The sequence below is a fragment of the Martinezella tropici genome, assembly GCF_008370325.1.
GTDB lineage: Bacteria > Pseudomonadota > Alphaproteobacteria > Rhizobiales > Rhizobiaceae > Rhizobium > Rhizobium tropici_B.
The window spans coordinates 243034-268469 of the sequence record NZ_VNIP01000001.1 but is presented as its reverse complement, the minus strand read 5'-3'; the positions used below and the strand labels follow the sequence as shown (position 1 = coordinate 268469).

Here is a 25436-nt window from a genome sequence, read left to right as displayed (position 1 = left end):
TCATGATTGTCCGGCGGCCGCCTCGGCGAGCAGCCATTGCGCCAGTTGCTCGGCATGCGGATTCGGCGTCGATGGCGGCAGCAGCCAATAGCCCCGGGCAGGCGCTTCCAGCACGGGGCCGGCCGTCACTAGCGTCCGGGCGGCCAGCAGCGAATCGACAAGACCGATCCAGCCGATTGCCACGCCCTGCTCGCTAAGCGCGGCCTGCACGACGAGCGAGTATGTATTGAAGCGCAGATCGCCGCGACCGGCATAGGCATCCCGAGCGATACCGAAGGCGGAAAGATAGCTCTCCCAGTCGAACCATGGCGACGGCATCTCCGAATCGAGATGGACGAGGGTGGTGCCCGCAAGCTGCGAGGGATCGGTGAACGGGCCGTGACGTTCTGCAAAACCCTTGGTGCAGATCGGTATGACCTTCTCCGGCAGAAGGAGCGTGGCAGCGGGGCCGAATTCGCTGCGCGTTCCGAAGAAGACGGCGATATCGCCGCTCTCCGGCCCGCCGCGATCCAGCCGCTGCGTGGCGACGATCTGGATATCCACTTCGGGATGAAGCAGCCGGAACGCATGCATGCGGGGAATGAGCCAGAGCGCGGAAAAGGCGTAGTCGGTCCGCAGGCGAACGGATGGCCGCTCCGCCTCGGCGCGGAAACTGCGCACCAGATTGTCGACGCTGCCGACCGACTTTTCAACGATCTCGAACAGGCGCCGGCCCTCCGGCGAGAGCTCGACGCCGCGATGCTGGCGGCGAAACAGAGCGACGCCCATTTGCTCCTCGATGCGGCGGATCTGATAGCTGACGGCCGGTTGCGTCAGGCCAAGCGCCGAGGCAGCGGCGGACAGGCTGCCGGAGCGGCCTACTTCCAGGAATATCCGCAGCCAGCCAAGATCGACCAAACGTTCAGCCATAAAATTTCCTTTTGGCATCCATTGAAAAATGCCTGCTTCACAGGAGGAACTCTACTGATGTTCAATAAAATAATCCAATAACAAGAGGGAACCATCGTCATGTGCATGTCTGCAATGAGTCTGCTGACGGCCGGCGCGCTTCTATACGCCTTGACGCCCTGGCTTGCCGGCGTCACCACTATCGACGGCAAGCCTGGCCTCGAGGCCGTCAAAGCCGCCATCGGCCTCTGATTTCCGAGAAAGACACCAGCATGTCCCGCCCGAATATCCTCATCCTTATGGTCGATCAGTTCAACGGGACGTTCTTCCCAGACGGCCCGGCCGAGTTCCTGCACGCGCCGGTCCTGAAGGCCCTGGCGAAGCGCTCCGTACGCTTTGCCAACAGCTATACGGCGAGCCCGCTCTGCGCACCGGCGCGGGCCTCCTTCATGTCCGGACAATTGCCGAGCCGCACCCGCGTCTACGACAATGCCGCCGAATTCTGCTCCGACATCCCGACCTTCGCCCATCACCTGCGCGCCGCCGGCTACCAGACGGCGCTGTCGGGCAAGATGCATTTCGTCGGCCCGGACCAGATGCATGGCTTCGAGGAGCGGCTGACGACCGATATCTACCCCGCCGATTTCGGCTGGACGCCTGATTATACCAAGCCCGGCGAGCGCATCGACTGGTGGTATCACAATCTCGGCTCGGTGACCGGAGCCGGCACGGCCGAGATCACCAACCAGATGGAATATGATGATGAGGTTGCCTATCACGCGAACCGCAAGCTCTACGATCTCTCACGCAGACAAGACGAGCGGCCCTGGTGCCTGACCGTCAGCTTCACGCATCCGCATGATCCTTACGTCGCACGTCGCCGCTTCTGGGATCTCTATGAGGATTGCCCGGCGCTCGACCCCGAAATCGGCGAAATCCCCTTCGAGCAGCAGGACCCGCATTCGCAGCGGCTGATGAAGGCGTGCGATCACACCGCCTTCGATATCACGCCCGAACAGATCCGCCGGGCGCGTCGCGGCTATTTCGCCAATATTTCCTATGTCGACGAGAAGATCGGCGAGATTCTGGAAACGCTCGAGCGCGGCCGTATGGCCGACAACACCATCATCCTCTTCGTCTCGGACCATGGCGACATGCTCGGCGAGCGCGGCCTCTGGTTCAAGATGAACTTCTTCGAAGGCTCGGCCCGCGTGCCGCTGATGATATCGGCCCCCGGCTGGCAACCGAAGCGGATCGACCAGCCGGTTTCGACGCTCGACGTGACCCCGACGCTGGCGGCCCTTGCCGGCATCGACATCGCATCGCTTCGCCGCTGGACCGATGGCGAAGACTTGACGCCGCTCGCTCTCGACACCGGAAGCCGCAGCCCCGTGCCGATGGAATATGCCGCGGAAGGCTCCGAAGCGCCGCTCGTGGGCCTGCGCGACGGCCGCTACAAGCTGACCCTTTGCGAGAAAGACCCGCCCATGCTCTTCGACATCGACGCGGACCCGAAGGAGCTGACCAACCTGGCCGGCAACCCAGCCCACGCCGAAACGCTGAGCCGGCTGACGGCGCAGGCCATGGAGCGCTGGAACCTTGCAAACTTCGATGCTGCCGTGCGGGAAAGCCAGGCACGGCGATGGGTGGTCTACACGGCCTTGCGCAACGGCGCCTATTATCCATGGGACTATCAGCCGCTGCAGAAGGCGTCCGAGCGCTACATGCGCAACCACATGGACCTCAACGTGCTGGAGGAGAACCAGCGCTATCCGCGAGGCGAATAAAGGGAACAGGATTTCGATGGCCCGTCGCCGGAGAGGACGATATTGTCGCACCGGCCAAAAAAATGGAGACTATCCATGAAAATCAGCGCGAGAAACCGCCTCAAGGGCAAAGTCGTCGAAATCACCAAGGGTGCGACGACCGCGCATGTCCGCATCGACATCGGCAACGGCTCGATCGTCACCTCCTCGATCACCAACGAGGCGGTCGACGAGCTGGGCCTGACGGTAGGCGCCTCGGCCTATGCCGTCATCAAGGCATCCGACGTCATGGTCGCGGTGGACTAACTTTTCTGACAGTAATGCGCCGTCTCGCCGTCGCCGGTCTGGAAGTCTCCGGGCTGCGGCGGCGCGATCGGTTTGAACAGCGTGCGATCCGGCTTCAGATCGAGCAGCGGCGTACCGTCTAGGCAATCGAGGCCGCGCACCAGCAGCACAGGCCCCTCCACGGCTTCCAGCTTGACGATGGAGGTGCCGATGGGATTGGGCCGCACCGGCGAGCGCAGCGAGAAGGTGCCATGCACCTTGCCGCTGTTGGCCGGGCTCTGCAGCACGATGTCCCGGCGCGAACGATCCAGCCAGTAGAGAACCTCCAGCCGCTCGAAGGCTTCCACGCCCTGCAGCGCCGCCACCCAGGGCTCGAAGATCTCGATCCGGCAGAGCGGGCCGTCATGCCGGCCCTGGCGCGGCGTTTCCATGCGCGATGTCCAGGGCGTTGAAATGCGGCCGATGAAGGTGAGACCGGCATCCGAAGCTGCGGGCGGCTCGACGGCCACCTCGTTTTCGCGAATTTCGTTTTCCCGAACCATGAATGCCTCCTCGACCTCAGAGCTTACTTCACGCCCTTCAGCAGCGCCGCCAACTGATCGTTGGTCAGATCGACCTGATAGAACAGCTTGTAGAATTGTTTCACATCGTCGGAAAAATCGCTGCGGAAGAGCCTCGGATAAATGAGCTTCTCCATCCAGCGCACGCCAAGCAGCCGGTTGACGCCGGGCGGCGAATCGAACCAGCCGAAGGGCAAGGACGGTGGCACGAAGATCTTGCCGTCCTTGACGGCTTTGATCCCAGCCCATTGCGGATCGCTCCTCACCGATGCGGCGAAAGCAGGGCTCTCAGCAATGATGATATCCGGGTTCCAGCCGACCACCTGTTGTACGTTCACCTTGGCGAGACCACCCTTGCCGGCGGCAGCGGCGACGTTCATCGTGCCGACGGCATCGAGGATCTCCAGATTGATCGAGCCGGAGAGCCCGGTTTCCAGGCCATCGGCACCACGGCCGTAATAGACGCGCGGTCGCGGATCGTTCGGCAGCGTGGCAAGCTTCTCGTTCAGGTCCTTGATTGCCGCATCGGCATAATCGGCCAGCTTGTTGGCGCGATCCTCGACGCCGATCAGGGCGCCGACATCGCGAAGCGTATCGGCGGTGCGGGCAAAGCTGCCGTCGATGAGGATATAGGGAATGCCCGTCTCGCTCTGCACCTTATCGGCCAGCGCCTTGTAGGTGGGATCGACGGTGCCGGCGTCGAGGATGATGTCGGGCTTGGCGTCCATGACCGCCTGCGAACTGATGGTCCCGTCCTTGCTCGTCAGGCGCCCGATCGTGGGCAGCGACCGCACGGAGGGCAACAGGTAGGCCTTGGCGGCGTCATCGGGCGCATGCACCCAGCCCACCAGTTTCTCGGGCGCCAACACATAGACCAGCGTGGCTGCCGGCGGCCCGGCCACCAATATGCGGTTGATCTTGTCTGGCACCGACACCGTGCGGCCGGCCGCATCGGTGATGATTCGCGCTTCAACCGCGGCCGGCAACAAGCCGACGAAGGCTAGCGCGAGAACCGCAAGAAATTTCATCATAAAAGCTGCTCGTTCTGATCGGGGGGACCTCGGGGCGGCACTATGGCATAGCGCTATATTGGATGGAACATCGCGAAGGTACTATTCCAAAACGAAACGCATCCGAACCGATCGGATCAGCATGAGACGCAATCGTCCGGTCTTCATTACATCTGATGTAATTGAGAGCGGCATTCGTCTCGGCGTATTTAGAGACCATCTTCTTGCAGGAAGAGCTTATTCAGCCCTTCAACCAAAGAGAGCCCTCACCCGGAACGATGTCGACGGCCACGACGTCATTCCAACGGCAGGCTCAGGAGAATTCCATGACGACGATGTCATTCACCAAGAAAGAAGCCCCGCAATGGCTGCTCGCCTTCTGGCGGGAAATCGACGACAAGACGTTTGGCGAAGGCTTTGATTGCCTCGCGGAAGACGCCACATGCAATCTCGGCATTGCCAACTGGAAGGGCCGCGACACCATTCGCCAGAACTTGCGCGCCTTCATCGACACAGGTTTCACCGCGTTGCATGATGTCACCGAATATTGGGATGCCGGATCGCTGAAAGTGTTCCGCGGGACCGTGACCATGACCCCCGACGACCACACACAGGCGGTGGTCAAACCGGTCATGACGCACTTTTTCTATATGGATGAGGCCGACCCGACGAAAGTGCGCCACTGGTACGGCGCAGTCGGGCCGGTTGCCTTCTCATAAAAAGCGATGCTGGCGGGGCTTTTGATTGAGGCCCCGCCATGCCAAACGAACGAAGCGAGGCTTTGCAGGATGAGTTCTTTCCCCACAGAACTGAGATTGCCAAACGAGCTCGGCCCGCAGCTGCGCGCATGGCGCGACACGCGCGGCAAGAGCCAGCTCGAGCTGTCCCTCGACACTGGCATTTCGCAGCGCCAGATCAGCTTTATCGAAAGCGGCAGGAGCACGCCCGCCGCCAGAATGTCTTGCGTCTTGCCGATGCCTTGGACGTTCCGTTTCGCGAACGCAACACGCTGCTGCTCGCCGCCGGCTATGCACCGATCTATTCCGAAGGAAGTTTTGACGATCAGGAGATGCAGGGCGTGACCAACGCGCTCAAGCGCATGCTGCGTCAGCACGAGCCTTTCCCGGCCGTCGTGATGGACCGCTACTGGAACGTCCTGATGACCAATGATGCGACGCTGCGCTTCTTCGGCCATTTCACCGATATGGCCGCCCGCCCGGCGCCGCGCAATCTCCTGCATCTCATGTTCGATCCCTCAGGCATGCGGCCCTTTATTCCGGATTGGAACACGACGGCCAAAAGCCTTTTGGGACGAGTCTTCCGCGAGTCCGTCGGCCGTGTCATCGACGCGCGAACGAAGGAGCTTATCGACAGCCTGCTCGCCTACCCCGATGTGAGTGCCGAATGGCAGACATCGCCGGCGATCGAGAATGCGCCGATCATCCCCCTGTCCTTCATGAAGGACGGTCATGTCTTGAGATTTTTCTCGCTGGTGACGACGGTCGGCACCCCGCAGATGATCACGACGCAGGAGCTGCGGGTCGAATGCATGTTTCCGCTGGATGACGCCACGGAGGTTCGGTACGCGGAACTGATGAAGGCGGCAGCGGAACAATAGCATTATGAGCCACAGGCAAATCGCCCGTGGCTGCCAACCTCCGATATTACGCCGCCTTGACGGCGTGATATTCCTTGATCGCTACCATCTTGATAGCCGGATAACGTTCCGCTTCGTAGCGCAACGAGAAGCCATCCTGGGCGAGGAAGACCGGATCGCCATCGAGATCGCGGGCGATATCGCCGCGGCGCTGGGTGACGAACTTTTCAAGATCGACGGACTGGTCGGCCGAAATCCAGCGGCAGACGGAGAAGCGCGACATTTCGAAGGAAACCGGCAGGCCATATTCGGCCATCAGCCGCTCCTTCAGCACGTCGAGCTGCAGGGCGCCGACGACGCCGACGATGGCGGGAGAGCCGTCTTCCGGCGAAAAGAGCTGCACGACGCCTTCTTCGGCCATCTGCTGCAGCGCTTCCTTGAGCTTCTTCGCCTTCATAGCATCCTCGAGGCGCACGCGGCGAAGGATTTCCGGCGAGAAGTTCGGCACGCCCTGAAAGACCAGGGATTCGCCTTCCGTCAGCGTATCGCCGATGCGCAGCGTTCCGTGGTTGGGAATACCGACGACGTCGCCGGCATAGGCGGTGTCGGCGAGCTGGCGCTGCGAGGCGAAGAAGAATTGCGGCGCGGTGAGACCGAGCTGCTTGCCGGTGCGCGACAGCCGCGCCTTCATGCCGCGCTCCAGCTTGCCGGAGCAGATGCGTGCAAAGGCGATGCGGTCGCGGTGGTTCGGGTCCATGTTGGCCTGGATCTTGAAGACGAAGGCCGTCATCTTGTCGTCGGTGGCGTGAACCGTCCTGATATCGGCAACCTGATCGCGCGGCGGCGGCGCGAAATCGCCGAGCGCGTTGATGAGATCGCGAACGCCGAAATTGCGTAGCGCCGAACCGAAGAAGACCGGCGTCATATGGCCTTCGAGGAAGGATTCCCGATCGAACGGCCGGCACGCCTCGATTGCCAGTTCCGTTTCGTCGATGAAGGCTTTACGCTCGTTTTCCGGCAGCCTATCAGCGACGGTTCGCGGGCCATTGACGGGGGTCGCGGTGACCTCGGTGTCGGAACCACGAACGGTATTGGATGCCAGATGATAGGAGCCGCAGAAGGTCTTGGAGCGGCCGATCGGCCATGTAATCGGCGCGGTGTCGAGCGCCAGCTTCTCTTCCACTTCATCGAGAATTTCGAAGGGATCGCGGCTTTCGCGGTCCATCTTGTTGATGAAGGTGATGATCGGGATGTCGCGCATGCGGCAGACTTCGAACAGTTTCAGCGTCCGCGGCTCGATACCCTTGGCGGCATCGATGACCATGACCGCGGCATCGACGGCCGTCAGCGTGCGATAGGTATCGTCGGCAAAGTCTTCGTGACCGGGTGTGTCGAGAATGTTGAAGACGTTGCCTTCATATTCAAAGGTCATGACGGAGGTCACGACCGATATGCCGCGCTCACGCTCGATCTTCATCCAGTCGGAACGCGTCTGCATGCGATCCTTCTTCGCCTTGACCTCGCCGGCAAGCTGAATGGCGCCGCCGAAAAGCAGCAGCTTTTCAGTGAGCGTCGTCTTGCCCGCGTCCGGGTGAGCGATAATAGCGAATGTGCGGCGGCGGGAGACCGCCTCGGCGAGACTTTCGGCCATGCTTGTGAATCCTGTGAATTGGCGCCGTATCTAGCGACTCAAAGGCCTAAATGCAATTGACCTCGGGCGTTCGCGCGCAAACTAATGCCGCATGACCATTCACACCGATATCAGCCCGACCCTGAAGCTCATCCGCCTGCCGCATGGCGAAGGCCTGGAGCTGCCCGCTTATGAGACCAAGGGTGCCGCCGGCATGGACCTACGCGCCGCCGTCGAAGACGGTGAGACGCTGACGATCGCCCCCGGCAAGCGGGCGCTCGTGCCCACCGGTTTCATCTTCGAAATTCCGGATGGCTTCGAGGCGCAGATCCGCCCACGCTCCGGCCTTGCCTTCAAGAACGGCATCACCTGCCTGAACACACCGGGTACGATCGATAGCGACTATCGCGGCGAAGTGAAGGTGCTGCTTATCAACCTCGGCGAAGAGCCTTTCGAGATCACCCGCGGCATGCGCATCGCGCAGATGATCATCGCGCCGGTTACCCAGGCCCGCATCGTCGAGACGACCGAGGCAAGCGAAACCAAGCGCGGCGCCGGCGGCTTCGGTTCTACCGGCGTATGATGACGGAGTTCTAGCGGGAAAGCGGCGGCAGCCGTCGTTTGACGGGTGTCGCCTTGATCATCGACGTGTTCGTCTCCGCGCGCTCGGTGATCTTGTCCAGGATGCCGTCGAGTTCGCCCATGGAGCGCACTACCAACCTCCCGATAAAGCAATCGTCGCCGGTGACCTTGTCGCATTCGATGAATTCCGGCGTCTCCTGGATGATCCGCTCGACGACATGGAGCTGACCGGGCAGAGGCCGGACGCGGACGATCGCCTGCAAGGGATAGCCGATGGCCTCCGGTGCGATATCGACCGTGAAGCCGGAGATGATGCCGCGCTCCTCCAGCCGGCGCAGCCGCTCTGCCGCACTCGGCGACGAAAGACCGGCTGCTTCCGCCAGTTCCTTCAGCGATATGCGGGCGTTGCGCGCCAGCGCCTCCAGCATTCGCTGGTCGATCCCGTCGAGACCCAGGGAGGTGTTAGGAACACCCATGACATGTCCTTATTTAATTAGGTGAGGAGATTTTCATGCCTAAATAAATCTATATTATCCATGCTTCCGACGCAATATGATCGGCTCCGATAGATGGGAGCCAAGCTAATGAACGAGACAAGACGCGGCACGATGGAAATGTCGGCGGCGATGCTGATTTCAGGCACGATCGGCTGGTTCGTATTGATGTCAGGACAGGCCGTAACCGGCGTCGTCTTCTGGCGTTGCTTCTTCGGCGCGCTGACGCTGCTCGTCATCTGCGCGGCCATGGGCCTGCTCCGTCCCAACATCCTCAATCGCAAGACATTTTCCATTGCGGTCGGCGGCGGGATCGCCATCGTTCTCAACTGGCTGCTGCTGTTCGCCGCCTATTCGCACGCCTCCATTTCCATTGCCACGACCGTCTACAATACGCAGCCCTTCATGCTGCTGGGGCTCGGCGCGCTGTTCCTCGGCGAGCGGATCACCTTCACCAAGCTCTTCTGGCTGGCTCTCGCCTTTGCCGGCATGGCGGTCATCGTCGAGGGCAAGCCGGGCGAGGGAACCGGCGTCGGAAGCTATGCGATCGGCATCCTGCTTTCGCTGGGCGCGGCGTTCTTCTATGCGCTGGCGGCCATTGCGGCGAAATGGCTGAAGGGCACGCCGCCGCACCTGATCGCTCTCATTCAGGTTTCGACGGGTATCCTGATGCTGGCGCCCTTCACCGATTTCTCAGGCGTTCCGCGGGATGCCGGCGGCTGGTCGATCCTCATCACCATGGGCATCCTGCATACCGGCCTGATGTATGTGCTGCTTTACGGCGCCATCCAGAAGCTGCCGACGCATCTGACCGGCGCGTTGTCCTTCATCTACCCGATCGCCGCCATCGTGGTCGATCGCTTCGCCTTCGGCCATGTGCTGGGCGCCGCCCAAATCCTCGGCGCGAGCATCATCCTTGCGGCCGCGGCCGGCATGAATCTCGGCTGGACGATCCCCCTGCCCTGGCATAGAAACGGTGGTCTTTCAAAGGGGACCGCCGAATGATCACCTGCTATCTGCGCTATACGATCGACCCTTACAAGCTCGCCCAGTTCGAGCATTACGCCAAGCTCTGGATTCCGCTGGTCAACCGGCTGGGCGGCACCCATCACGGCTATTTCATGCCGCACGAAGGCACGAACAACATTGCGCTGGCGCTGTTCAGCTTTCCGAGCCTTGCCGCCTATGAGGAATATCGGCTCAAGATGGCCGAGGATGCGGAATGCCAGGCCGCCTTCGCCTATGGCGAGGAAACGCGCTGCATCGTCAGCTACGAGCGCAGCTTCATGCGGCCGGTATTCTAAGACCTATTTAGCCGGAGTCGGACAGGTTACGGAGCGGCCGTCAAGGCCCTCCGCCATCTTCTCGAAGGTCGCGCCCATACCGGCCTTACCACCGCCGATGCGCAGCACATAGAGGCTGTCGAAATCCTCGCCTTGCCATTTCGGCACCGCCTCGTCATCCCCACCATTATCGCTCAACAGCTGCCGGGCAAGCTTGACGATCTGTTTGTGCTCCCAGGCGACGAAGACCAGCTTGCCGGCATAAGCAGGCTTTTCCAGCTCGGTTTTCAGATCATCGGTATCGTCATAGCCGAAGCTGGTATCAACAGGCAGTCCAAGCGCGACGGCAGTCGGCTCGATGGTGGCGAGCGGGCGGATGTAATCGTAGGAAGTACCGGAATCGTCCTTCCGCTTCGACGGATCCGGCGCAAAGATCGCCGTCGGCTTGCCGAAGAGCTTGGCCAGTACCCGTGGCAAAGCCAGCGCCCGGTTGAGTCCCTGGCAGCTCAATTGGCCAAGACCCGCCTCGGGCTTTTCGCCATGACGCATGAAGACGATCGTCTGCGTAGCCGTTTCCGCCGCCGAAGCGGAACCCCAGAGCGATGCCAGCGCCAGAATGCCGCTCGCAAGGGGCAGCGAAATGCTCCGCATCAGCGCTGCGCCTCGAAAGCCATTCGTACGGCGAGCCCAGCCAGCACCGTGCCCATCAGCCAACGCTGCACCAGAGCAAAGGACGGGCGGCGGGTGAGGAACATCGCGATCCAGCCTGCACTCAGCGCGAAGATGGCATTGAATGTCACGCTAATGACGATCTGCGCAAAACCGAGAACAAGCGATTGAGTGAAGACGCTGCCGGCGGCGGGATCGATGAATTGCGGCAACAGCGACAAATAAAGGATCGCGACCTTAGGATTGAGCAGGCTGGTCACCAGCCCCATGGAGAAGAGCCGGCGCGTGCTATCCTTCGGCAGTTCGCGCACCTGAAATGCGGAGCGGCCGCCGGGCTTCAGCGCATTCCAGGCGAGCCAGGCAAGATAGGCCGCGCCCGCCAGCCGCAGCGCATCATAGGCGAAGGGAACGGCGAAGACGAAGGCGGTGATGCCCAGCGCGGCCGAGAACATGTAGAAGAGGAAGCCGCAGGCCACACCACCGAGCGAGATCAGCCCGGCTACCGGCCCCTGCGAGATCGAGCGCGACACCAGATAGATCATGTTCGGTCCAGGTGTCAGCACCATGCCGAGAGCGATCAGGGCAAAGGTGATCATACTGGTCAGATGCGGCATAAAGCCTCCGGCGTCGGAAAGATCTTCAGAAAAGAATTTCGCTGGCAACAGCAAGCTTGATTTCATGCGGCCCGGCATCGAAGCCGTCAAGCAGCATATTGTGGTGGGTGACAATGTCTTCGAAAGTGAGCTTGCCCATATCGGCCGTGGTATGACCGTCGGAGATCAGCGTGACGTCGAAACCGAGCGAAACGGCGCGACGTACAGTCGTATCGACGCAGAACTGCGTCATGCAGCCGCCGACAATGAGGTGGCTAACGCCCCGCGCCCGCAGCCGCGCCTCGAGGTCGGTTTCAAAGAAGGAATCGCAGCTCGTCTTATGCACCACGACATCGCCGGCTTCGGGGGCGATTTCCCGGCGCAATTGCCAGCCTTCGCCGCGCTTTGCCAGGCGATGACCCGGAGTGCCGTCATGCTGGACGATGAAGGCGGGGATGCCGGCGGCACGCGCCTTGTGCTTCAGTGCTGCAAGCTTGGCGACGACCGCCTCCAGCGCCGCATCGATATCAGGCTGACGCTCCGGCGTGCCAAGGCCGGTCAGGATGGAGTTCTGAAGATCGATCAGGAGCAATGCGGAAGACATGATATCCTTGGGCAAAGCGGTTTCGACGCGCCGTCAACGTCTTGGTAATATGTTCGCGGCGCCAGCGCAATCGCTTGAAACCGCAAAGGTGGTGCGGTAGAGCAGGCACCATCTGAGGAGGAAATGGCCATGACGCTTGCATCCCTGCTCGCCTATTGCGGCGCGCTCTTCGTTGCGGCGGCCATTCCAGGCCCCGGCATCACGGCGATCGTGGCGCGCGCCCTCGGCTCCGGCTTCCGCGAGACCTTCTTCATGGGCCTCGGCCTTGTACTCGGCGACACCATCTACCTGACGGCGGTCGTTCTCGGTCTTGCTTTCGTGGCGCAGGCTTTCACCGAGGTCTTCATCGTCATCAAGATCGCGGGCGCGCTTTATCTCGGTTATATCGCCTGGAAGCTCTGGACTGCCGGCCTGCTCGCCGCCGATATCGCGGCGAAGAAATCGAGCGGTGCCGGCATGTCCTTTCTCTCGGGCCTATTAGTCACACTCGGCAACCCGAAGACCATGCTTTTCTATATTGCGCTCGTGCCGACGCTGATCGACATCGGCGGCATCGGCCTGCGGGAATATGTAACCCTGGTGGCGGCAACCTTCGTCGTTCTTCTGATCGTGCTCGTTCCCTATATGCTGCTCGCCTCGCGAGCCCGGACTTTCCTCAAGAAGCCGAGAGCGCTGCAGATCCTGAACAGGGTTGCGGCCAGCATCCTCGCCGCCACGGCCGCCTTCATAGCGGCGCGTGCAGCCTGAAATAAACATCCCCAAAGAAAGGCTGTGGGAGATTCTTTTCTCACGGTCGACGCGGCGACAAAGGGCGCGCACTCTGGTTTCCGCGGGCGTTTGATCCTATTGTCACTGCATAATTCAAATGTAGGGAGAGCTACCCATGTCCGACACCCGCAAACCCGGTCGCGGCCGCGTCTATACTTCGATCACCGAGACCATTGGTGACACGCCGATCGTCCGCCTCGACAAGCTGGCGAAGGAGAAGGGCGTCAAGGCCAACCTCCTGGCAAAGCTTGAATTCTTCAACCCGATCGCCTCGGTGAAGGACCGCATCGGCGTCGCCATGATCGAGAGCCTGGAGTCACAGGGCAAGATTGCGCCCGGCAGGACCGTGCTGATCGAGCCGACCTCGGGCAATACCGGCATCGCGCTCGCCTTCGCCGCAGCTGCAAAAGGCTACCGGCTGATCCTCACCATGCCGGAGACCATGTCGATCGAACGCCGCAAGATGCTGGCGCTGCTCGGCGCCGAACTGGTGCTGACCGAAGGCCCGAAAGGCATGAAGGGCGCGATTGCCAAGGCGGAGGAACTGGCCTCAAGCCTGCCGGACGCCGTCATTCCGCAGCAGTTCGAAAATCCGGCCAACCCGGAAATCCATCGCAAGACGACGGCCGAGGAGATCTGGAACGATACCGAAGGCAAGGTCGATATCTTCGTTTCAGGTATCGGCACCGGCGGCACGATCACCGGTGTCGGCCAGGTGCTGAAGGCCCGCAGGCCCGATATCAAGGTCATCGCCGTCGAGCCGACGGATTCGCCGGTTCTTTCCGGCGGCAATCCCGGCCCGCACAAGATCCAGGGCATCGGCGCCGGCTTCGCACCGAAGATCCTCGATACCCATGTCTATGACGAGGTGGTTACCGTCAGCAATGACGAGGCATTCCAGCATGCCCGTCTCGTCGCCAAGCTCGAGGGCGTGCCGGTCGGCATTTCCTCCGGCGCGGCGCTGGCAGCGGCGATCAAGGTCGGTCAGCGCCCCGAAAACGAGGGCAAAAACATCGTCGTCATCATCCCGTCTTTCGCCGAGCGCTATCTCTCGACGGCGCTGTTCGAGGGACTTGGCGGCTGAATGAGCCTGTCATCGGATTGAATTGGAAGGGGTGCTTCGGCGCCCCTTTTTCATTCAGGCGGACGGGAGGCAATCAGGCGCTATCTGGAGCCGCTCAGCTTTTCAGGGAAACTCTGAACCGCTCCATCTCTTTATTGTCTCGCAATTCCGGACGGAAAACCGCGCGGCACTTTTCCTGGAACCACCCTAAGCCTCGAATTTTCAGGCGTGCGCGGCCAGCCGCTCGCCGGCAATACGGTAGGAGATGGCTTCGGCGAGATGGATGCGGCCAACGGTCGGTTTATCATCTAGATCGGCGAGAGTTCGAGCGACCTTGAGGATGCGATGATAGCCGCGGGCCGAAAACTTCATCTTCTCGGCCGCATCGCGCAGCAACTGCAAGCCGGCGGCATCCGGCTCGGCGATGGTTTCGATCATCGCCGTCGAGCAGCGGGCGTTGGTGGCGACGTCTTTCATGCCGGCTCGCTCGAAGCGTTCCAGCTGCCGTTCGCGAGCGCGTGCAACGCGGAGCGCGACATCGGCGCTCTTTTCGGCCGCAGTCGGCCGGATCAAGTCGGCAGCGGAGACGGCGGGCACATCGATGCGAATGTCGATACGATCGAGCAAGGGGCCGGAAATGCGGCCCTGATAATCGGAAGCGCAGCGCGGCCCACGGGCGCAGGTGTGGCCCGGCTCGCCGGCCATGCCACAACGGCAGGGGTTCATCGCCGCTACAAGCTGGATGCCGGCGGGATAGGAGACACGGTGGTTTGCCCTGGCGATGACGCACTCTCCGGTTTCGAGCGGCTGGCGCAGCGCATCGAGTGCCTGCGGCGAAAACTCCGGCAGTTCGTCAAGGAACAGAATGCCGTGATGGGCGAGTGAGACTTCGCCCGGCCGAGCGCGCATGCCGCCGCCGACGAGCGCCGCCATGGTGGCGGAGTGATGCGGTGCGCGATAGGGCCGACGATCGGAGAGCTTGCCGCCGGAAAGCTGGCCAGCGATCGAATGGATCATCGACACCTCCAGCAGCTCGTTCGTCGACAGGGGCGGCAGGATCGACGGCAAGCGCGAGGCGAGCATCGACTTGCCGGAACCGGGCGGTCCGACGAACAACAGATTATGGCCGCCGGCCGCCGCCACTTCCAGGGCGCGCTTGGCGCTTTCCTGCCCCTTGATATCGGCAAGGTCAGGCAGATTGGCGGCATTGGCGCGAACGGACGGTTCCGGCCGCGACAGGACCTGGGTGCCACGGAAATGATTGGCGAGCGCGATCAGGCTGCGCGGCGCCAGAATATCGATCTCCTTGCCGGCCCAGGCGGCTTCCGGCCCACTTTCGGCAGGGCAGATCAGCCCCTTGCCCATGGCATTGGCGGCGATTGCCGCCGGAAGCGCGCCGGCAACCGGTGCGATGGTGCCGTCGAGATTGAGTTCGCCGATGACGGTATAGGACGACAGGGCATCGGCGGGGATGGCGCCGAGCGCCGCCATCAGGCCAAGCGCGATCGCAAGATCGAAATGGCTGCCCTCCTTGGGCAGGTCCGCCGGCGCGAGATTGACGGTGACTTTCTTCGGCGGCAAGGCAAGGCCGGAGGCGTGCAGCGCCGCCTGGACCCGCTCCCGGCTTTCGGCCACAGCCTTATCGGGCAGGCCGACGATATGCATCAGCACCTTGCCCGGCGCGATCATCACCTGCACTTCGACGGGTACGCCCTCGATCCCCTGAAACGCCACCGTACTGACGCGCGCTACCATGCCCTATCCCCTGTCGCCGAACCCGTTTGCCGTTACGTGCCCCGATCAGCAAACTTCGGGTTGCAATCTGGCACAAGACAAGGAATGAAACAAGAACAATAAACGAACAAAACTTCACCCAGACATGTCGAAATCATCGACGCGCCTGGGTGAGCATTATCGTTCAGCTGAAAGCGTGGTGGGAACTGCCGATCAGGCCCGCTTGGCTTCGATCGCATCCCAAAGCAGGCTGGCGATATCGGCGCCGCCGAAGCGCTTCACTTCGCGGAGACCCGTCGGCGAGGTGACGTTGATCTCGGTCATGTAGTCGCCGATGACGTCGATGCCGACGAGCAGGAAGCCTCGCTCCCTCAGGGCCGGTCCGATGCGCTTGCAGATTTCCTGTTCGCGCGCCGTCAGCTCGGTCGCTTCGGCGCGACCGCCGACATGCATGTTGGAGCGGGCGTCATGCTCGGCCGGCACGCGGTTGATCGCGCCGACGGCCTCGCCGTCGACGAGGATGATGCGCTTATCGCCCTTGCGGACATCAGGCAGATATTGCTGGGCAATGAAGGGCTCGCGGAAGAGCTGGCCGAACATTTCGAGCAGGGACGAGAGATTGCGGTCGTCGCGCGTCGAGTGGAAGACGCCGGCGCCGCCATTGCCGTAGAGCGGCTTCAGGATGATATCGCCCATCTCATCACGGAAACGGCGGATTTCAGCCGGATCACGGGTGATCAGCGTCTTCGGCATGAGATCGGCGAATTCGGTGACGAAGATCTTTTCCGGCGAATTGCGCACCCAGGCCGGATCGTTGACGACGAGCGTCTTCGGATGGATGCGCTCGAGCAGATGCGTCGAGGTGATATAGGCCATGTCGAATGGCGGGTCCTGGCGCAGCAGCACCACGTCCATTGTCGAGAGATCGACGCGCTCGGGTTCGCCGAGCTCGAAGTGGTCGCCCTTGACGTCGCGCAGGATCATCGGCTCGACCGAGGCATAGACCTTGCCGTCGCGCATGCTCAGCCGCTCGGGCGTGTAGTGGAAGAGCTTGTAGCCGCGGTTCTGCGCCTCGAGGCTCATGGCGAAGGTCGAGTCACCCGCAATGTTGATGCTCTTCACATGGTCCATCTGGACCGCAACATTCTTGATACCAGCCATAGTCAGCCCTCGCTCGAATTTGCGCACAGATGTAGGTCGACCAGCATCCAAACGCAACGGCTATTCAAGGGCTTCCCTCAGAGGTTTGCTCGACCAGGCTTGCCGCACTCAGGCGGCAAGACCCTGTGCGCCGCCCTGGCGGACGAAGTTGCGCAGGCGATAAGCCATGGTCAAAGGCTTCGGGAACGGCTTGCGTAAAAAGGCAACCTTGCGCAGGTAGCGATCGATGCGCCATGTCGCCCAGGTGCCGCCGGCGAAATAGGCGACATCGCCGGCGCTGAGCGTCCGCTCGACGCCATCTTCCGTGGTGATATGCACCTCGCCTTCGAGGATCATCACCGTTTCGTCCCAGCCGAAATACCAGCGAAATTCGCCCGCCGTGCAATCCCACAGCGCGGTCATGGCGGCATCGTCCTGCCCGCGCGAATGCTCGGCGATACGGGCAACCGGATCGCCCGCCAGGATCCAGGACGGCTCGATCGGCGACGGCTTCATTTCCATTTCGTTGCTGGCGCCAGCCACGAAGCTTTTCGACCGCGGCAGCGCGACCACGACCGGGACGGCACGCGCGGCAAAGGCCGCCATGCTCGTCAACATCAGTTTCAAGACCATGCAATCCCCCAATTCCATGCGCGTCTGCGATCTCTTCGCATGGAAGCGGTAACGGCGCGGTTCATGAAACCCAGTGCATTTTAACGATCGCAGCGATCAGGCCGAAAAGCCTTCGATCGTGCAGACGATGATGTCATGGTCGGAGAGCGGCTTGCCCTCTTCATTAAGAGAGGAAACGAGGTGACTTTCGCCGATCTTCAAACCCCGGCTCAGGAACCAGTCGAGCTTCATGGCGCGATCGGGAAAGCGCGTGATCAGGCTTGGACGCGTGCTCGTCTGATCGAGCGGACCGCCGTGGCATTCGAAGCCGCGGCCTTCGGCCATAGCGAACAGCGTATCGGTGGAGAAATCGCCGCCGGTATGGTTGCCGGTATTGAGATCGCCACCGATCAGGATCGGCAGGCCGGGGGCGAAGGCTTCGACGGCATCGATCAGTGCCGCCATCTGCCGCTCGCGATAGGCAGCGGTCGCTACACTTTCGAGGTGTACGGAAACGGCAACGATAGGACCGGCCTCGGTCCCGACGATGGCACCGACGGCACAGCGATCGCCGATGCGCGGCTGCTCGTTACTGTCATTGAACCAAACGGCCTCGCCGGGCAGGCGGAACAAGAAAGCATCCCTGAGGGCGACGGAGGCCATCAAGGCATTGCCGTGAAAGCCCTTTTCGTTGAAATCGTCGCGGCAGTAGGAACGCTCGATGTCCGAACCGAGGCTGAGTTCGAGAAACTCGACGCCATAGGCATGGTTCATGCCGAGTTCGCCGGCGATGATGCCGGTCGGGTCGCGCTGCTCGGTGCGGGCCATGCCCAGATCCATCTCCGACAGCAAAATCAGTGGCGCCCCGGTCGCCCGCAGCTTGGCCGCACTTTCCTCGGGAAACAGGCAGCGCTCGAGATTCCAGGCAGCGGCCGTAAACGGAAAGGACAAGACCTCGACTTGCGCATCCGCCCCGCCGATGCGCACCGCATTCAGGCAGGCGAGCGATGCAAGTTTCTCGGCGTGAACGGCAGCGGTCTTTTCGAGCGAAACGAAGCTCTTGCGCTCCTGCTGCGAGGGAACGGTAAAGGCGGAGACGGTGTTGCGGATCATGATGGGCCTGCGAAAACGTCAGCGGGAAACGACCCGAACTGAGCTAGGTGTGTAAGTTCGTGCAGCCATAAGCGCCTTTTATGACGCAACCGTGATAGGCGAAATGCGGACTGCTGAATTGATAGACTTCATTCCGGCCTGACGTTTGACCTGAAAATACTTCCGCTCTCGATTACGATCGTCCAATTTAGCAATCCTAAAATGTAAAAAATGTTGACTTTACTCGCCCCAAGCCGATGATGTCAGTGCTCATTCAAGTGGGGATACTGATGAGTGGGGCCAACAAGCAAGGTGGATTATTGTCCACATTGGCGGGTAAGATCACGACGTTGACGGCAGTCGTCGTCGCGTTATCAGGTCTTGTCATCGCCATTAAGAATTTCCCATCCATTTGGGACGGCGGTAAGCCTGCAGCTTCAGCGCAGAACGATTGCATAGAACCTTATAGATGGCGTCTCGCTGTCGAAGGCGATCATGTCTGCGTCACTAACGATACATTTCTGGCTGTCCTTCAGGATAACCAACGCGCAGCTTCGCGGCGCAATCCAAATGGCGGCCCTTATGGCGCCGACACATGCATCTCCGGCTACGTTTTTCGCGATGCCTTTCCGGGCGATCGGATTTGTGTCGAACCGTCGACCCGCTACGCCGTCATGGTTGATAATCAGCAAGGCCCTTTCCGCAAAAAACAGTAATAGGCCAAATAGCAAGCCTCCGCTTCAAAAAGCCTTTCCAAAGCATGTCGCGCAAAAGTGTGCAGCGGTTTTGCGATAACGACACGCGCAAAATCAAGAATCTAAAGCGCGAGAAGCGAATCTGAAAGATCGCGATGCGCTTTAGAAGGCATCCGGAAAATGCCGGGGCCAGCGGCCTGGCAGGATGGCGACGATATCGTAGCGCTGCGACAGACGGGCGAAATCCGGTTGCCGCGCCAACCAGAGGTCGCTGGCACCGCGAATGCGTCTTTGCGCGGAAAAGGAGACGGCATCGATCGCCTCCTGCTCGCCGCGCCTGGCTTTGACCTCGACGAAGACGGCGAGATCGCCTTTGCGGGCGACGATATCGATTTCACCGAGCTTGGTGCGATGGCGGATCGCCAGGATGCGATAGCCCTTGAGCATCAGGAAGGCAGCGGCGAGATATTCGGCGACATGGCCGCGCCGCCAGGCCTTTTGCCGCTTCAGCCTTCCGCCGGCCCCGAGCTTCATATCAGCCATGGCGCTCCTTCATGCCGAGGAGGCGCTGATACAGCTCCTTTCTCGGCAGGCCGGTCAGACGCGCAGCTTCGGTTGCCGCCTTGGCGGTCGGCATCGTCCCTGAGAGATCGGCCAGGATGGCATCGACATCGGCCTCCGCCACAACACTTTCCGCCGGCGGGCCGACGAGCCAGACGATCTCGCCCTTCACATTGTCGACCGCATCATAGAATGACGCGAGTTCTGAAAGCGTGCCGCGGCGAAATTCCTCGAAGGTTTTCGTCAATTCTCGACAGACGGCGCCCGCCCGCTCTCCGCCAAGCACATCGGCGGCGGCGGCAAGCGTGGCGGCGATGCGATGCGGCGATTCAAAGAAGATGAGGGTCGCGGGGACGCCCGCAAGCTCAGCCAGACGGTCGCGCCGGCCCTTGTCCTTGGCGGGCAGGAAGCCGGCAAAGAAGAAGGCATCGTTCGGCAAGCCGGAACCGACGAGGGCCGCAAGCGGCGCCGACGCGCCGGGGATGGGAACGACCTTGTATCCCGCCTCGATTGCCTGCACCGCAAGCCGATAGCCGGGATCCGAGACGAGCGGCGTGCCTGCATCGGAGACGAGTGCCACCGATCGGCCGGCTTCCAAAGCCTGCAGCAGCCGCGGACCGGCCTCATCGGCATTGTGCTCGTGGTAGGCATAGGGCTTGTTCTGGATGCCGTAGCGATCGAGCAGGACGCGGGTAACACGCGTATCTTCGCAGGCCAGCACGTCGGCACCGGCCAGCGTTTCCAGCGCCCTCAGGGTGATATCGCCGAGATTGCCGATCGGGGTGGCGACAAGGTAGAGCGCCGGTTCGAGGGGACGGGCCGGAATCTGATTGTTGTGCAGGCGGAAACTGCGCGCCCCGCCGCTTGAATGCTCTTCGTTCATGCCGGTCCTGAATTCGCTTGGGATTCACAGGCCTTTATGGGCGAGGCGCGAGCAGACGGCAAGAGCGGTGGAATTCCTGTGAGCATTGTCGGCCAAATGTTCGATTGGCGCTCGACAAAGGGTTCATGCCTCTTGCATTCGGATGGAGAAGTCTGCCAAGTTGCCTGTCCAATCTTTCGGGCCTTGTCCGAAAACCAGTCGCTCGGGCGCCTCGGGCCGCCCGGCAAGTCACGGTCGAAAGCGGTAGCATCCATGCGTATTACAATAGAGCGGTCGAACCTCCTGAAGTCGCTGAACCACGTGCATCGCGTGGTCGAGCGTCGCAACACGATCCCGATCCTGTCCAACGTCCTGCTGAAGGCCGATGGTACAAGCCTCGACATGAAGGCTACCGACCTCGATCTCGAAATCACCGAGGCGACGCCCGCCAATGTCGAGCAGCCCGGCGCCACCACCGTACCGGCGCATCTGCTCTACGACATCGTGCGCAAGCTGTCCGACGGATCGGAAGTACTTCTTGCCACCAACACCGACGGCAGCTCGATGACGGTCGCCTCCGGCCGTTCAAAGTTCTCGCTGCAATGCCTGCCGGAATCGGACTTCCCGGATCTCACCGCCGGCAGCTTCAGCCATTCGTTCAAGCTGAAGGCCGCCGACCTGAAAATGCTGATCGACCGGACACAGTTTGCGATTTCCACCGAGGAGACGCGCTACTACCTGAACGGCATTTTCTTCCACACGATCGAGAGCGGCGGCGATCTGAAGCTCAGGGCCGTCGCCACGGACGGTCATCGTCTGGCCCGCGCCGATGTCAGCGCCCCTTCCGGCTCCGAAGGCATGCCCGGCATCATCATCCCGCGCAAGACTGTCGGCGAGCTGCAGAAGCTGGTTGACGCGCCGGACACGATGGTCACCGTCGAGGTTTCCGATGCCAAGATCCGCCTGACGATCGGCTCGATCGTCATGACGTCGAAGCTGATCGACGGCACCTTCCCCGATTACCAGCGCGTCATCCCGGCCAACAACGACAAGGAAATGCGCGTCGATTGCCAGAGCTTCGCACAGGCCGTCGACCGCGTTTCGACGATTTCGTCCGAGCGTGGCCGCGCCGTGAAACTGGCACTGTCGGACGGGCAATTGCTGCTGACGGTCAACAACCCCGATTCGGGAAGCGCGACCGAAGAAGTCGCTGTCGGCTACGAGATGGACCCGATGGAAATCGGCTTCAACGCCAAGTACCTGCTCGACATCACCGCACAGCTGTCGGGCGATTCTGCCGTGTTCCTGCTTGCCGATGCCGGCTCGCCGACGCTCATCCGCGACACGGCCGGCGACGACGCCCTTTATGTATTAATGCCGATGCGCGTATAACGAAACCAAAGCGCCCTTTATGCGTTTATTCAACGCAAGGGCGCTTTTATTTGATCCTTTGTGAAATGCGACATTTTCTCTTGTTATTGCGTCATCGCATTGCAAGATTTTAGAGAAGCGGTATGTAAGTCGCGACCGTGACATCTGGTGGGGGAGAACATGGCGCTGCGTCTCAAGGAACGGCTGGGCAAGAAGTTCGACGAGGAGATCCGTTTCTTCAAAGGCATGATGCAAGGGCCGAAGACTGTGGGATCGATCGTTCCCACCTCATCGATCACAGCTCGGAAGATGGCTGGTGTCATCAACACGCAATCCGGGCTGCCGGTGCTGGAGCTAGGGCCAGGAACCGGAGCCATCACCAAGGCGATCCTGGCACGCGGCGTCGAGCCGCAAAACCTCGTCGCGATCGAATACTCGACCGATTTCTACAACCATCTCGTCAAGCTTTACCCCGGCGTCCATTTCATTAATGGCGATGCCTTCGATCTCGATACGACGCTGGGCGTGCTGCGCGGCCAGACGTTCGATTCCGTCGTCTCAGGCATCCCCCTCCTCAATTTTCCGATGAAAGCGCGCGTCGCATTGCTGGAAAGCCTGCTGGACCGTATGCCGCCCGGCCGCCCGGTGGTGCAGATTTCCTACGGGCCGGTTTCGCCGATCATCGCCAAGCCGGACCGCTATCATATCCGGCACTACGACTTCATCGTCCGCAACATTCCTCCGGCCCAGCTATGGGTCTATAGCCGCAGCTGAGGCAATCGCCGAGATAATCCATGTACGCTCTTTATATTACGCACCCGCAGGTGCGCATCGATCCTGCCGTGCCCGTGCCGGAGTGGGGCTTGTCCGAAATAGGCACTGAGCGGGCGCGGCTGGCGGCGAGCCGATCCTGGGCAGGCAAGCTAGGCCTGATCGTCTCCAGCGGCGAACGCAAGGCAATCGAAACGGCTGAGGCCCTGGCGACGGCAAGCGGCGCGCCGATCGAAATCATCGAGGCCATGCACGAAAACGACCGCAGCGCCACGGGCTTCCTGGCCCCGCCGGAGTTCGAAAAGGCCGCCGACTGGTTCTTCGCCAATCCGCGTGAAAGCTTCAAGGGCTGGGAACGCGCCATCGACGCGCAGGCAAGGATCGTCTCCAATGTCGATGCCGTTCTTTCGCGACACGATCCGCTGATGCCGATCGCCTTCGTCGGACACGGTGGCGTCGGCACGCTGCTGAAATGCCATCTGGAGGGAAAGCCCATCGCGCGCCAGGGCGATCAGCCGCCGGGCGGCGGCAATCTTTTCTGTTTCGACCTTGCGAAGCGCGCCATCTCATGCGACTGGACACCTATGGAAGATTGGATGGGATGGGCTTGATATGACCGCACGCGACCGCTTGATCGTTGGACTGGATGTTCCAAATCTTCAGGAGGCCGAAAAAGTGGTCGGCGCCCTCGGCGATGACATCCTCTATTACAAGATCGGCTATCAGCTCGCCTTTGCCGGCGGGCTGGAGTTCGCCCGCGATCTCGCCGCCAGCGGCAAGAAGATCTTCCTCGACATGAAGCTGCTCGACATCGACAACACAGTGGCCTCCGGCGTGGAGAATATCGTCAAGATGGGCATGTCGATGCTGACGCTGCACGCCTATCCGAAAGCCATGCGGGCGGCCGTCGAAGCGGCCAAGGGCTCCGACCTCTGCCTGCTCGGCGTCACCGTGCTGACCTCGATGGACGAAGGGGATCTCATCGCCGCCGGTTATGAGTACGATCCGCATACGCTGGTGCTGCGCCGGGCCGAACAGGCGCATCTCGCGGGCATGGGCGGTATCGTCTGTTCAGCGGAGGAATCTGCCGCGGTCCGCAAGATCATCGGGCCTGATATGGCGCTGGTGACTCCTGGCATCCGGCCAGCCGGCAGCGACAAGGGTGACCAGAAGCGCGTGATGACGCCGGCCGCTGCCATCAAGGCGGGCTCCAGCCATCTCGTCGTCGCAAGGCCGATCGTCAAGGCGGCCGATCCGAAGAAGGCCGCCCGCGCCATTCTCGCCGAGATGGACGCCGCGCTCTAACATACCGAAACAAGCAGGGAGGAAAACATGCCAAAGGGATATTGGATCGCGCGCGTGGATGTCCGCGACCCGGAGCGCTACAAGGACTACGTCGCCGCCGCAAAACCTGCCTTCGAGAAATACGGCGCGAATTTCCTTGCCCGCGGCGGCGCGTTCACGCCGCTTGAGGGACAGGCGCGCGGCCGCAACGTCGTCATCGAATTTCCATCGCTGCAGCACGCCGTCGATTGCTACAACTCGCCGGAATACCAGATCGCCGCCAAAATCCGCCAGCAAGTGGCGGACGCGGAAATGGTTGTCGTCGAAGGGGTTTAAGCCCCTTGAAACCGCGACGCTGCAACGCAGCGCGATAGCACTTCACCTCGGCGCCCGGATCGGCTAAGACGAAACCAGATCAGCCCAATCCAAGCCTTTCGAGGAGCCTGCCATGACCCTGTCCAACCTCCCGCCGCTCGTGACCGTGTTCGGAGGATCAGGCTTCATCGGGCGGCATGTCGTGCGTGCGCTCGCCAAGCGTGGCTATCGCATCCGCGTTGCCGTGCGCCGCCCCGATCTTGCCGGCTTCCTGCAGCCGCTCGGCAATCTCGGCCAGATTTCGATCGTCCAGGCCAATGTGCGCTACCGCAACTCGATCGACCGCGCCGTCGAAGGCTCGCAGCATGTCGTCAACTGCGTCGGCATCCTTGCCGAAAGCAGCCGTAATACCTTCGACGCCGTGCAGGAATTCGGTGCCAAGGCGATCGCTGAGGCCGCACGCGGCGCCGGCGCATCGCTGACGCATATTTCCGCCCTCGGTGCCGATGCCAATTCGCCCTCGGCCTATGCCCGCACCAAGGCTCGCGCGGAAGCCGCCATCCTGTCGATCAAGCCTGATGCGGTTATCCTGCGCCCCTCGATCGTCTTCGGACCCGAAGACGGCTTCTTCAACAAGTTTGCCGACATGTCGCGCACGGCACCCTTCCTGCCGCTGATCGGCGGCGGCAAGACCAAATTCCAGCCCGTTTATGTCGAGGATATCGCCGAGACCGTTGCCCGCAGCGTCGACGGAAAACTGAAGGCCGGCACGACCTATGAGCTCGGCGGCCCGGAAGTGCTGTCTTTCCGCGAATGTCTCGAGATTACGCTTTCGGTCATCAACCGGAAGAAGTCGCTTGTCTCCATTCCGTTCGGCATCGCCTCGCTCATCGGCTCGGTCGCCTCGCTCGTGCCGCTCATCACTCCACCGATCACCTCCGATCAGGTCACGCTGCTGAAGAGCGACAATGTCGTTTCCAAGCAGGCGGAAGCGGAAGGACGCACATTGAAGGGCATCGGCCTGCTGCCGACGCTGCTCGTCTCCGTGCTGCCGTCCTATCTTGTCCGCTATCGTCCGCAGGGCCAGTTCACCGGCTCCGGCAAGGCTGCCTGACGATTCGGCAATTCAACGAAATTCAAAACGCCGCCGGCTCCGCCGCGCGGCGTTTTTTATCGTTCGAATGCTGCGGCAGACGGCTTGCGTGCG

General features: G+C 61.5%; 30 protein-coding genes and 1 pseudogene. 17 read left to right on the top strand and 14 right to left on the bottom strand.

Annotated features, from left to right (window positions below; translation table 11 throughout):
• Entirely contained in the window at nt 1-909 is a 909-nt protein-coding gene (locus FP026_RS01335) for a choline sulfate utilization transcriptional regulator (protein WP_149632841.1), read from the bottom strand.
• A gap of 99 nt (nt 910-1008) precedes the next feature.
• Here FP026_RS01335 and FP026_RS30715 point away from each other — a divergent pair, with 99 nt between their 5' ends.
• The 3 genes from FP026_RS30715 (at nt 1009) to FP026_RS01325 (ending at nt 2960) form a co-directional block, all read left to right on the top strand.
• Nucleotides 1009-1140: a hypothetical protein gene (locus FP026_RS30715; RefSeq protein WP_281408564.1), complete on the top strand. Its 132-nt coding sequence runs from the start codon at nt 1009-1011 to the stop codon at nt 1138-1140.
• Nucleotides 1141-1160: 20 nt separating this feature from the next.
• Complete coding sequence (gene betC / locus FP026_RS01330) at nt 1161-2675, top strand: choline-sulfatase (RefSeq protein WP_149632840.1); 1515 nt, start codon at nt 1161-1163, stop codon at nt 2673-2675.
• 75 nt (nt 2676-2750) lie between these two features.
• On the top strand, nt 2751-2960 hold the full coding sequence (locus FP026_RS01325) for a TOBE domain-containing protein (protein ID WP_004108310.1): 210 nt from the start codon (nt 2751-2753) through the stop codon (nt 2958-2960).
• Here the strand turns inward: FP026_RS01325 and tsaA are convergent.
• Together tsaA and FP026_RS01315 are read right to left on the bottom strand one after the other, a co-directional pair.
• Complete coding sequence (tsaA, locus tag FP026_RS01320; RefSeq protein ID WP_149632839.1) at nt 2957-3481, bottom strand: tRNA (N6-threonylcarbamoyladenosine(37)-N6)-methyltransferase TrmO; 525 nt, start codon at nt 3479-3481, stop codon at nt 2957-2959. The two genes, FP026_RS01325 and tsaA, sit on opposite strands and share 4 nt — an antisense overlap.
• A gap of 23 nt (nt 3482-3504) precedes the next feature.
• Nucleotides 3505-4530, bottom strand: a complete 1026-nt coding sequence (locus tag FP026_RS01315) for an iron ABC transporter substrate-binding protein (protein ID WP_149632838.1) — start codon at nt 4528-4530, stop codon at nt 3505-3507.
• A 305-nt stretch (nt 4531-4835) separates the two neighbouring features.
• Between FP026_RS01315 and FP026_RS01310 the strand changes: the two genes are divergently transcribed.
• Together FP026_RS01310 and FP026_RS01305 are read left to right on the top strand one after the other, a co-directional pair.
• Nucleotides 4836-5228: a nuclear transport factor 2 family protein gene (locus FP026_RS01310; protein ID WP_149632837.1), complete on the top strand. Its 393-nt coding sequence runs from the start codon at nt 4836-4838 to the stop codon at nt 5226-5228.
• A 69-nt stretch (nt 5229-5297) separates the two neighbouring features.
• Nucleotides 5298-6127: pseudogene (locus FP026_RS01305) on the top strand (helix-turn-helix domain-containing protein).
• Nucleotides 6128-6173: 46 nt separating this feature from the next.
• Here FP026_RS01305 and FP026_RS01300 read toward each other — a convergent pair.
• Nucleotides 6174-7757, bottom strand: coding sequence for a peptide chain release factor 3 (locus FP026_RS01300; RefSeq protein WP_149632836.1), 1584 nt, complete (start codon nt 7755-7757; stop codon nt 6174-6176).
• Between the two features lie 91 nt (nt 7758-7848).
• Between FP026_RS01300 and dut the strand changes: the two genes are divergently transcribed.
• Nucleotides 7849-8319 carry a dUTP diphosphatase gene (gene dut, locus FP026_RS01295; protein ID WP_149632835.1) on the top strand — a complete coding sequence of 157 codons (471 nt, stop codon included), beginning with the start codon at nt 7849-7851 and terminating at the stop codon, nt 8317-8319.
• Between the two features lie 10 nt (nt 8320-8329).
• Here the strand turns inward: dut and FP026_RS01290 are convergent, their stop codons facing one another.
• Nucleotides 8330-8794, bottom strand: a complete 465-nt coding sequence (locus FP026_RS01290) for an Lrp/AsnC family transcriptional regulator (protein WP_149632834.1) — start codon at nt 8792-8794, stop codon at nt 8330-8332.
• 108 nt (nt 8795-8902) lie between these two features.
• On the opposite strand from FP026_RS01290, the gene FP026_RS01285 reads away from it, so the two are divergent.
• Both FP026_RS01285 and FP026_RS01280 read left to right on the top strand, forming a co-directional pair.
• Nucleotides 8903-9817 (top strand): DMT family transporter, encoded by a 915-nt coding sequence (locus FP026_RS01285; RefSeq protein WP_149632833.1) that lies wholly within the window; start codon nt 8903-8905, stop codon nt 9815-9817.
• Complete coding sequence (locus FP026_RS01280; protein ID WP_149632832.1) at nt 9814-10116, top strand: NIPSNAP family protein; 303 nt, start codon at nt 9814-9816, stop codon at nt 10114-10116. Before FP026_RS01285 ends, FP026_RS01280 begins: the two co-directional genes overlap by 4 nt.
• A 3-nt stretch (nt 10117-10119) precedes the next feature.
• Here the strand turns inward: FP026_RS01280 and FP026_RS01275 are convergent, their stop codons facing one another.
• The 3 genes from FP026_RS01275 to FP026_RS01265 are packed head-to-tail and all read right to left on the bottom strand — an operon-like array spanning nt 10120 to nt 11961.
• Nucleotides 10120-10746, bottom strand: a complete 627-nt coding sequence (locus FP026_RS01275; protein WP_149632831.1) for a phosphoglycerate mutase family protein — start codon at nt 10744-10746, stop codon at nt 10120-10122.
• Complete coding sequence (locus FP026_RS01270; RefSeq protein WP_149632830.1) at nt 10746-11378, bottom strand: LysE family translocator; 633 nt, start codon at nt 11376-11378, stop codon at nt 10746-10748. Before FP026_RS01270 ends, FP026_RS01275 begins: the two co-directional genes overlap by 1 nt.
• A gap of 25 nt (nt 11379-11403) precedes the next feature.
• A complete protein-coding gene (locus tag FP026_RS01265) occupies nt 11404-11961 on the bottom strand; it encodes a cysteine hydrolase family protein (RefSeq protein ID WP_149632829.1) in 558 nt (185 codons plus the stop codon).
• 129 nt (nt 11962-12090) lie between these two features.
• On the opposite strand from FP026_RS01265, the gene FP026_RS01260 reads away from it, so the two are divergent.
• Both FP026_RS01260 and cysK read left to right on the top strand, forming a co-directional pair.
• Nucleotides 12091-12708: a LysE family translocator gene (locus tag FP026_RS01260; RefSeq protein ID WP_149632828.1), complete on the top strand. Its 618-nt coding sequence runs from the start codon at nt 12091-12093 to the stop codon at nt 12706-12708.
• Between the two features lie 136 nt (nt 12709-12844).
• Complete coding sequence (gene cysK / locus FP026_RS01255; RefSeq protein ID WP_149632827.1) at nt 12845-13813, top strand: cysteine synthase A; 969 nt, start codon at nt 12845-12847, stop codon at nt 13811-13813.
• A 201-nt stretch (nt 13814-14014) separates the two neighbouring features.
• Here the strand turns inward: cysK and FP026_RS01250 are convergent, their stop codons facing one another.
• The 4 genes from FP026_RS01250 to FP026_RS01235 all read right to left on the bottom strand — a co-directional run bounded on the left by FP026_RS01250 (nt 14015) and on the right by FP026_RS01235 (nt 18391).
• A complete protein-coding gene (locus tag FP026_RS01250) occupies nt 14015-15547 on the bottom strand; it encodes a YifB family Mg chelatase-like AAA ATPase (RefSeq protein ID WP_149632826.1) in 1533 nt (510 codons plus the stop codon).
• A 192-nt stretch (nt 15548-15739) separates the two neighbouring features.
• Nucleotides 15740-16687, bottom strand: a complete 948-nt coding sequence (gshB, locus tag FP026_RS01245) for a glutathione synthase (RefSeq protein ID WP_149632825.1) — start codon at nt 16685-16687, stop codon at nt 15740-15742.
• A 108-nt stretch (nt 16688-16795) separates the two neighbouring features.
• Complete coding sequence (locus FP026_RS01240; protein ID WP_188112467.1) at nt 16796-17299, bottom strand: cupin domain-containing protein; 504 nt, start codon at nt 17297-17299, stop codon at nt 16796-16798.
• Nucleotides 17300-17395: 96 nt separating this feature from the next.
• A complete protein-coding gene (locus FP026_RS01235; RefSeq protein WP_149632823.1) occupies nt 17396-18391 on the bottom strand; it encodes an endonuclease/exonuclease/phosphatase family protein in 996 nt (331 codons plus the stop codon).
• Between the two features lie 269 nt (nt 18392-18660).
• Here FP026_RS01235 and FP026_RS01230 point away from each other — a divergent pair, with 269 nt between their 5' ends.
• Nucleotides 18661-19086 (top strand): hypothetical protein, encoded by a 426-nt coding sequence (locus FP026_RS01230; protein ID WP_149632822.1) that lies wholly within the window; start codon nt 18661-18663, stop codon nt 19084-19086.
• A gap of 141 nt (nt 19087-19227) precedes the next feature.
• Here FP026_RS01230 and FP026_RS01225 read toward each other — a convergent pair whose 3' ends face one another.
• Both FP026_RS01225 and rsmI read right to left on the bottom strand, forming a co-directional pair.
• Nucleotides 19228-19608 (bottom strand): YraN family protein, encoded by a 381-nt coding sequence (locus tag FP026_RS01225; RefSeq protein WP_188112466.1) that lies wholly within the window; start codon nt 19606-19608, stop codon nt 19228-19230.
• Nucleotides 19601-20509, bottom strand: coding sequence for a 16S rRNA (cytidine(1402)-2'-O)-methyltransferase (gene rsmI / locus FP026_RS01220; RefSeq protein WP_149632821.1), 909 nt, complete (start codon nt 20507-20509; stop codon nt 19601-19603). Before rsmI ends, FP026_RS01225 begins: the two co-directional genes overlap by 8 nt.
• A 252-nt stretch (nt 20510-20761) precedes the next feature.
• Here rsmI and dnaN point away from each other — a divergent pair, with 252 nt between their 5' ends.
• The 6 genes from dnaN (at nt 20762) to FP026_RS01190 (ending at nt 25343) form a co-directional block, all read left to right on the top strand.
• A complete protein-coding gene (gene dnaN, locus FP026_RS01215) occupies nt 20762-21880 on the top strand; it encodes a DNA polymerase III subunit beta (protein WP_149632820.1) in 1119 nt (372 codons plus the stop codon).
• 159 nt (nt 21881-22039) lie between these two features.
• The gene (gene pmtA / locus FP026_RS01210; protein WP_149632819.1) at nt 22040-22633 is read left to right on the top strand and encodes a phospholipid N-methyltransferase PmtA; all 594 of its coding nucleotides are present in this window, start codon (nt 22040-22042) and stop codon (nt 22631-22633) included.
• Between the two features lie 20 nt (nt 22634-22653).
• Nucleotides 22654-23241, top strand: coding sequence for a histidine phosphatase family protein (locus tag FP026_RS01205; protein WP_149632818.1), 588 nt, complete (start codon nt 22654-22656; stop codon nt 23239-23241).
• 1 nt (nt 23242) lies between these two features.
• On the top strand, nt 23243-23935 hold the full coding sequence (gene pyrF / locus FP026_RS01200) for an orotidine-5'-phosphate decarboxylase (RefSeq protein WP_149632817.1): 693 nt from the start codon (nt 23243-23245) through the stop codon (nt 23933-23935).
• Between the two features lie 27 nt (nt 23936-23962).
• The gene (locus FP026_RS01195; RefSeq protein WP_075856622.1) at nt 23963-24250 is read left to right on the top strand and encodes a DUF1330 domain-containing protein; all 288 of its coding nucleotides are present in this window, start codon (nt 23963-23965) and stop codon (nt 24248-24250) included.
• Nucleotides 24251-24362: 112 nt separating this feature from the next.
• Nucleotides 24363-25343, top strand: coding sequence for a complex I NDUFA9 subunit family protein (locus tag FP026_RS01190; protein ID WP_149632816.1), 981 nt, complete (start codon nt 24363-24365; stop codon nt 25341-25343).
• Nucleotides 25344-25436: the final 93 nt, after the last annotated feature.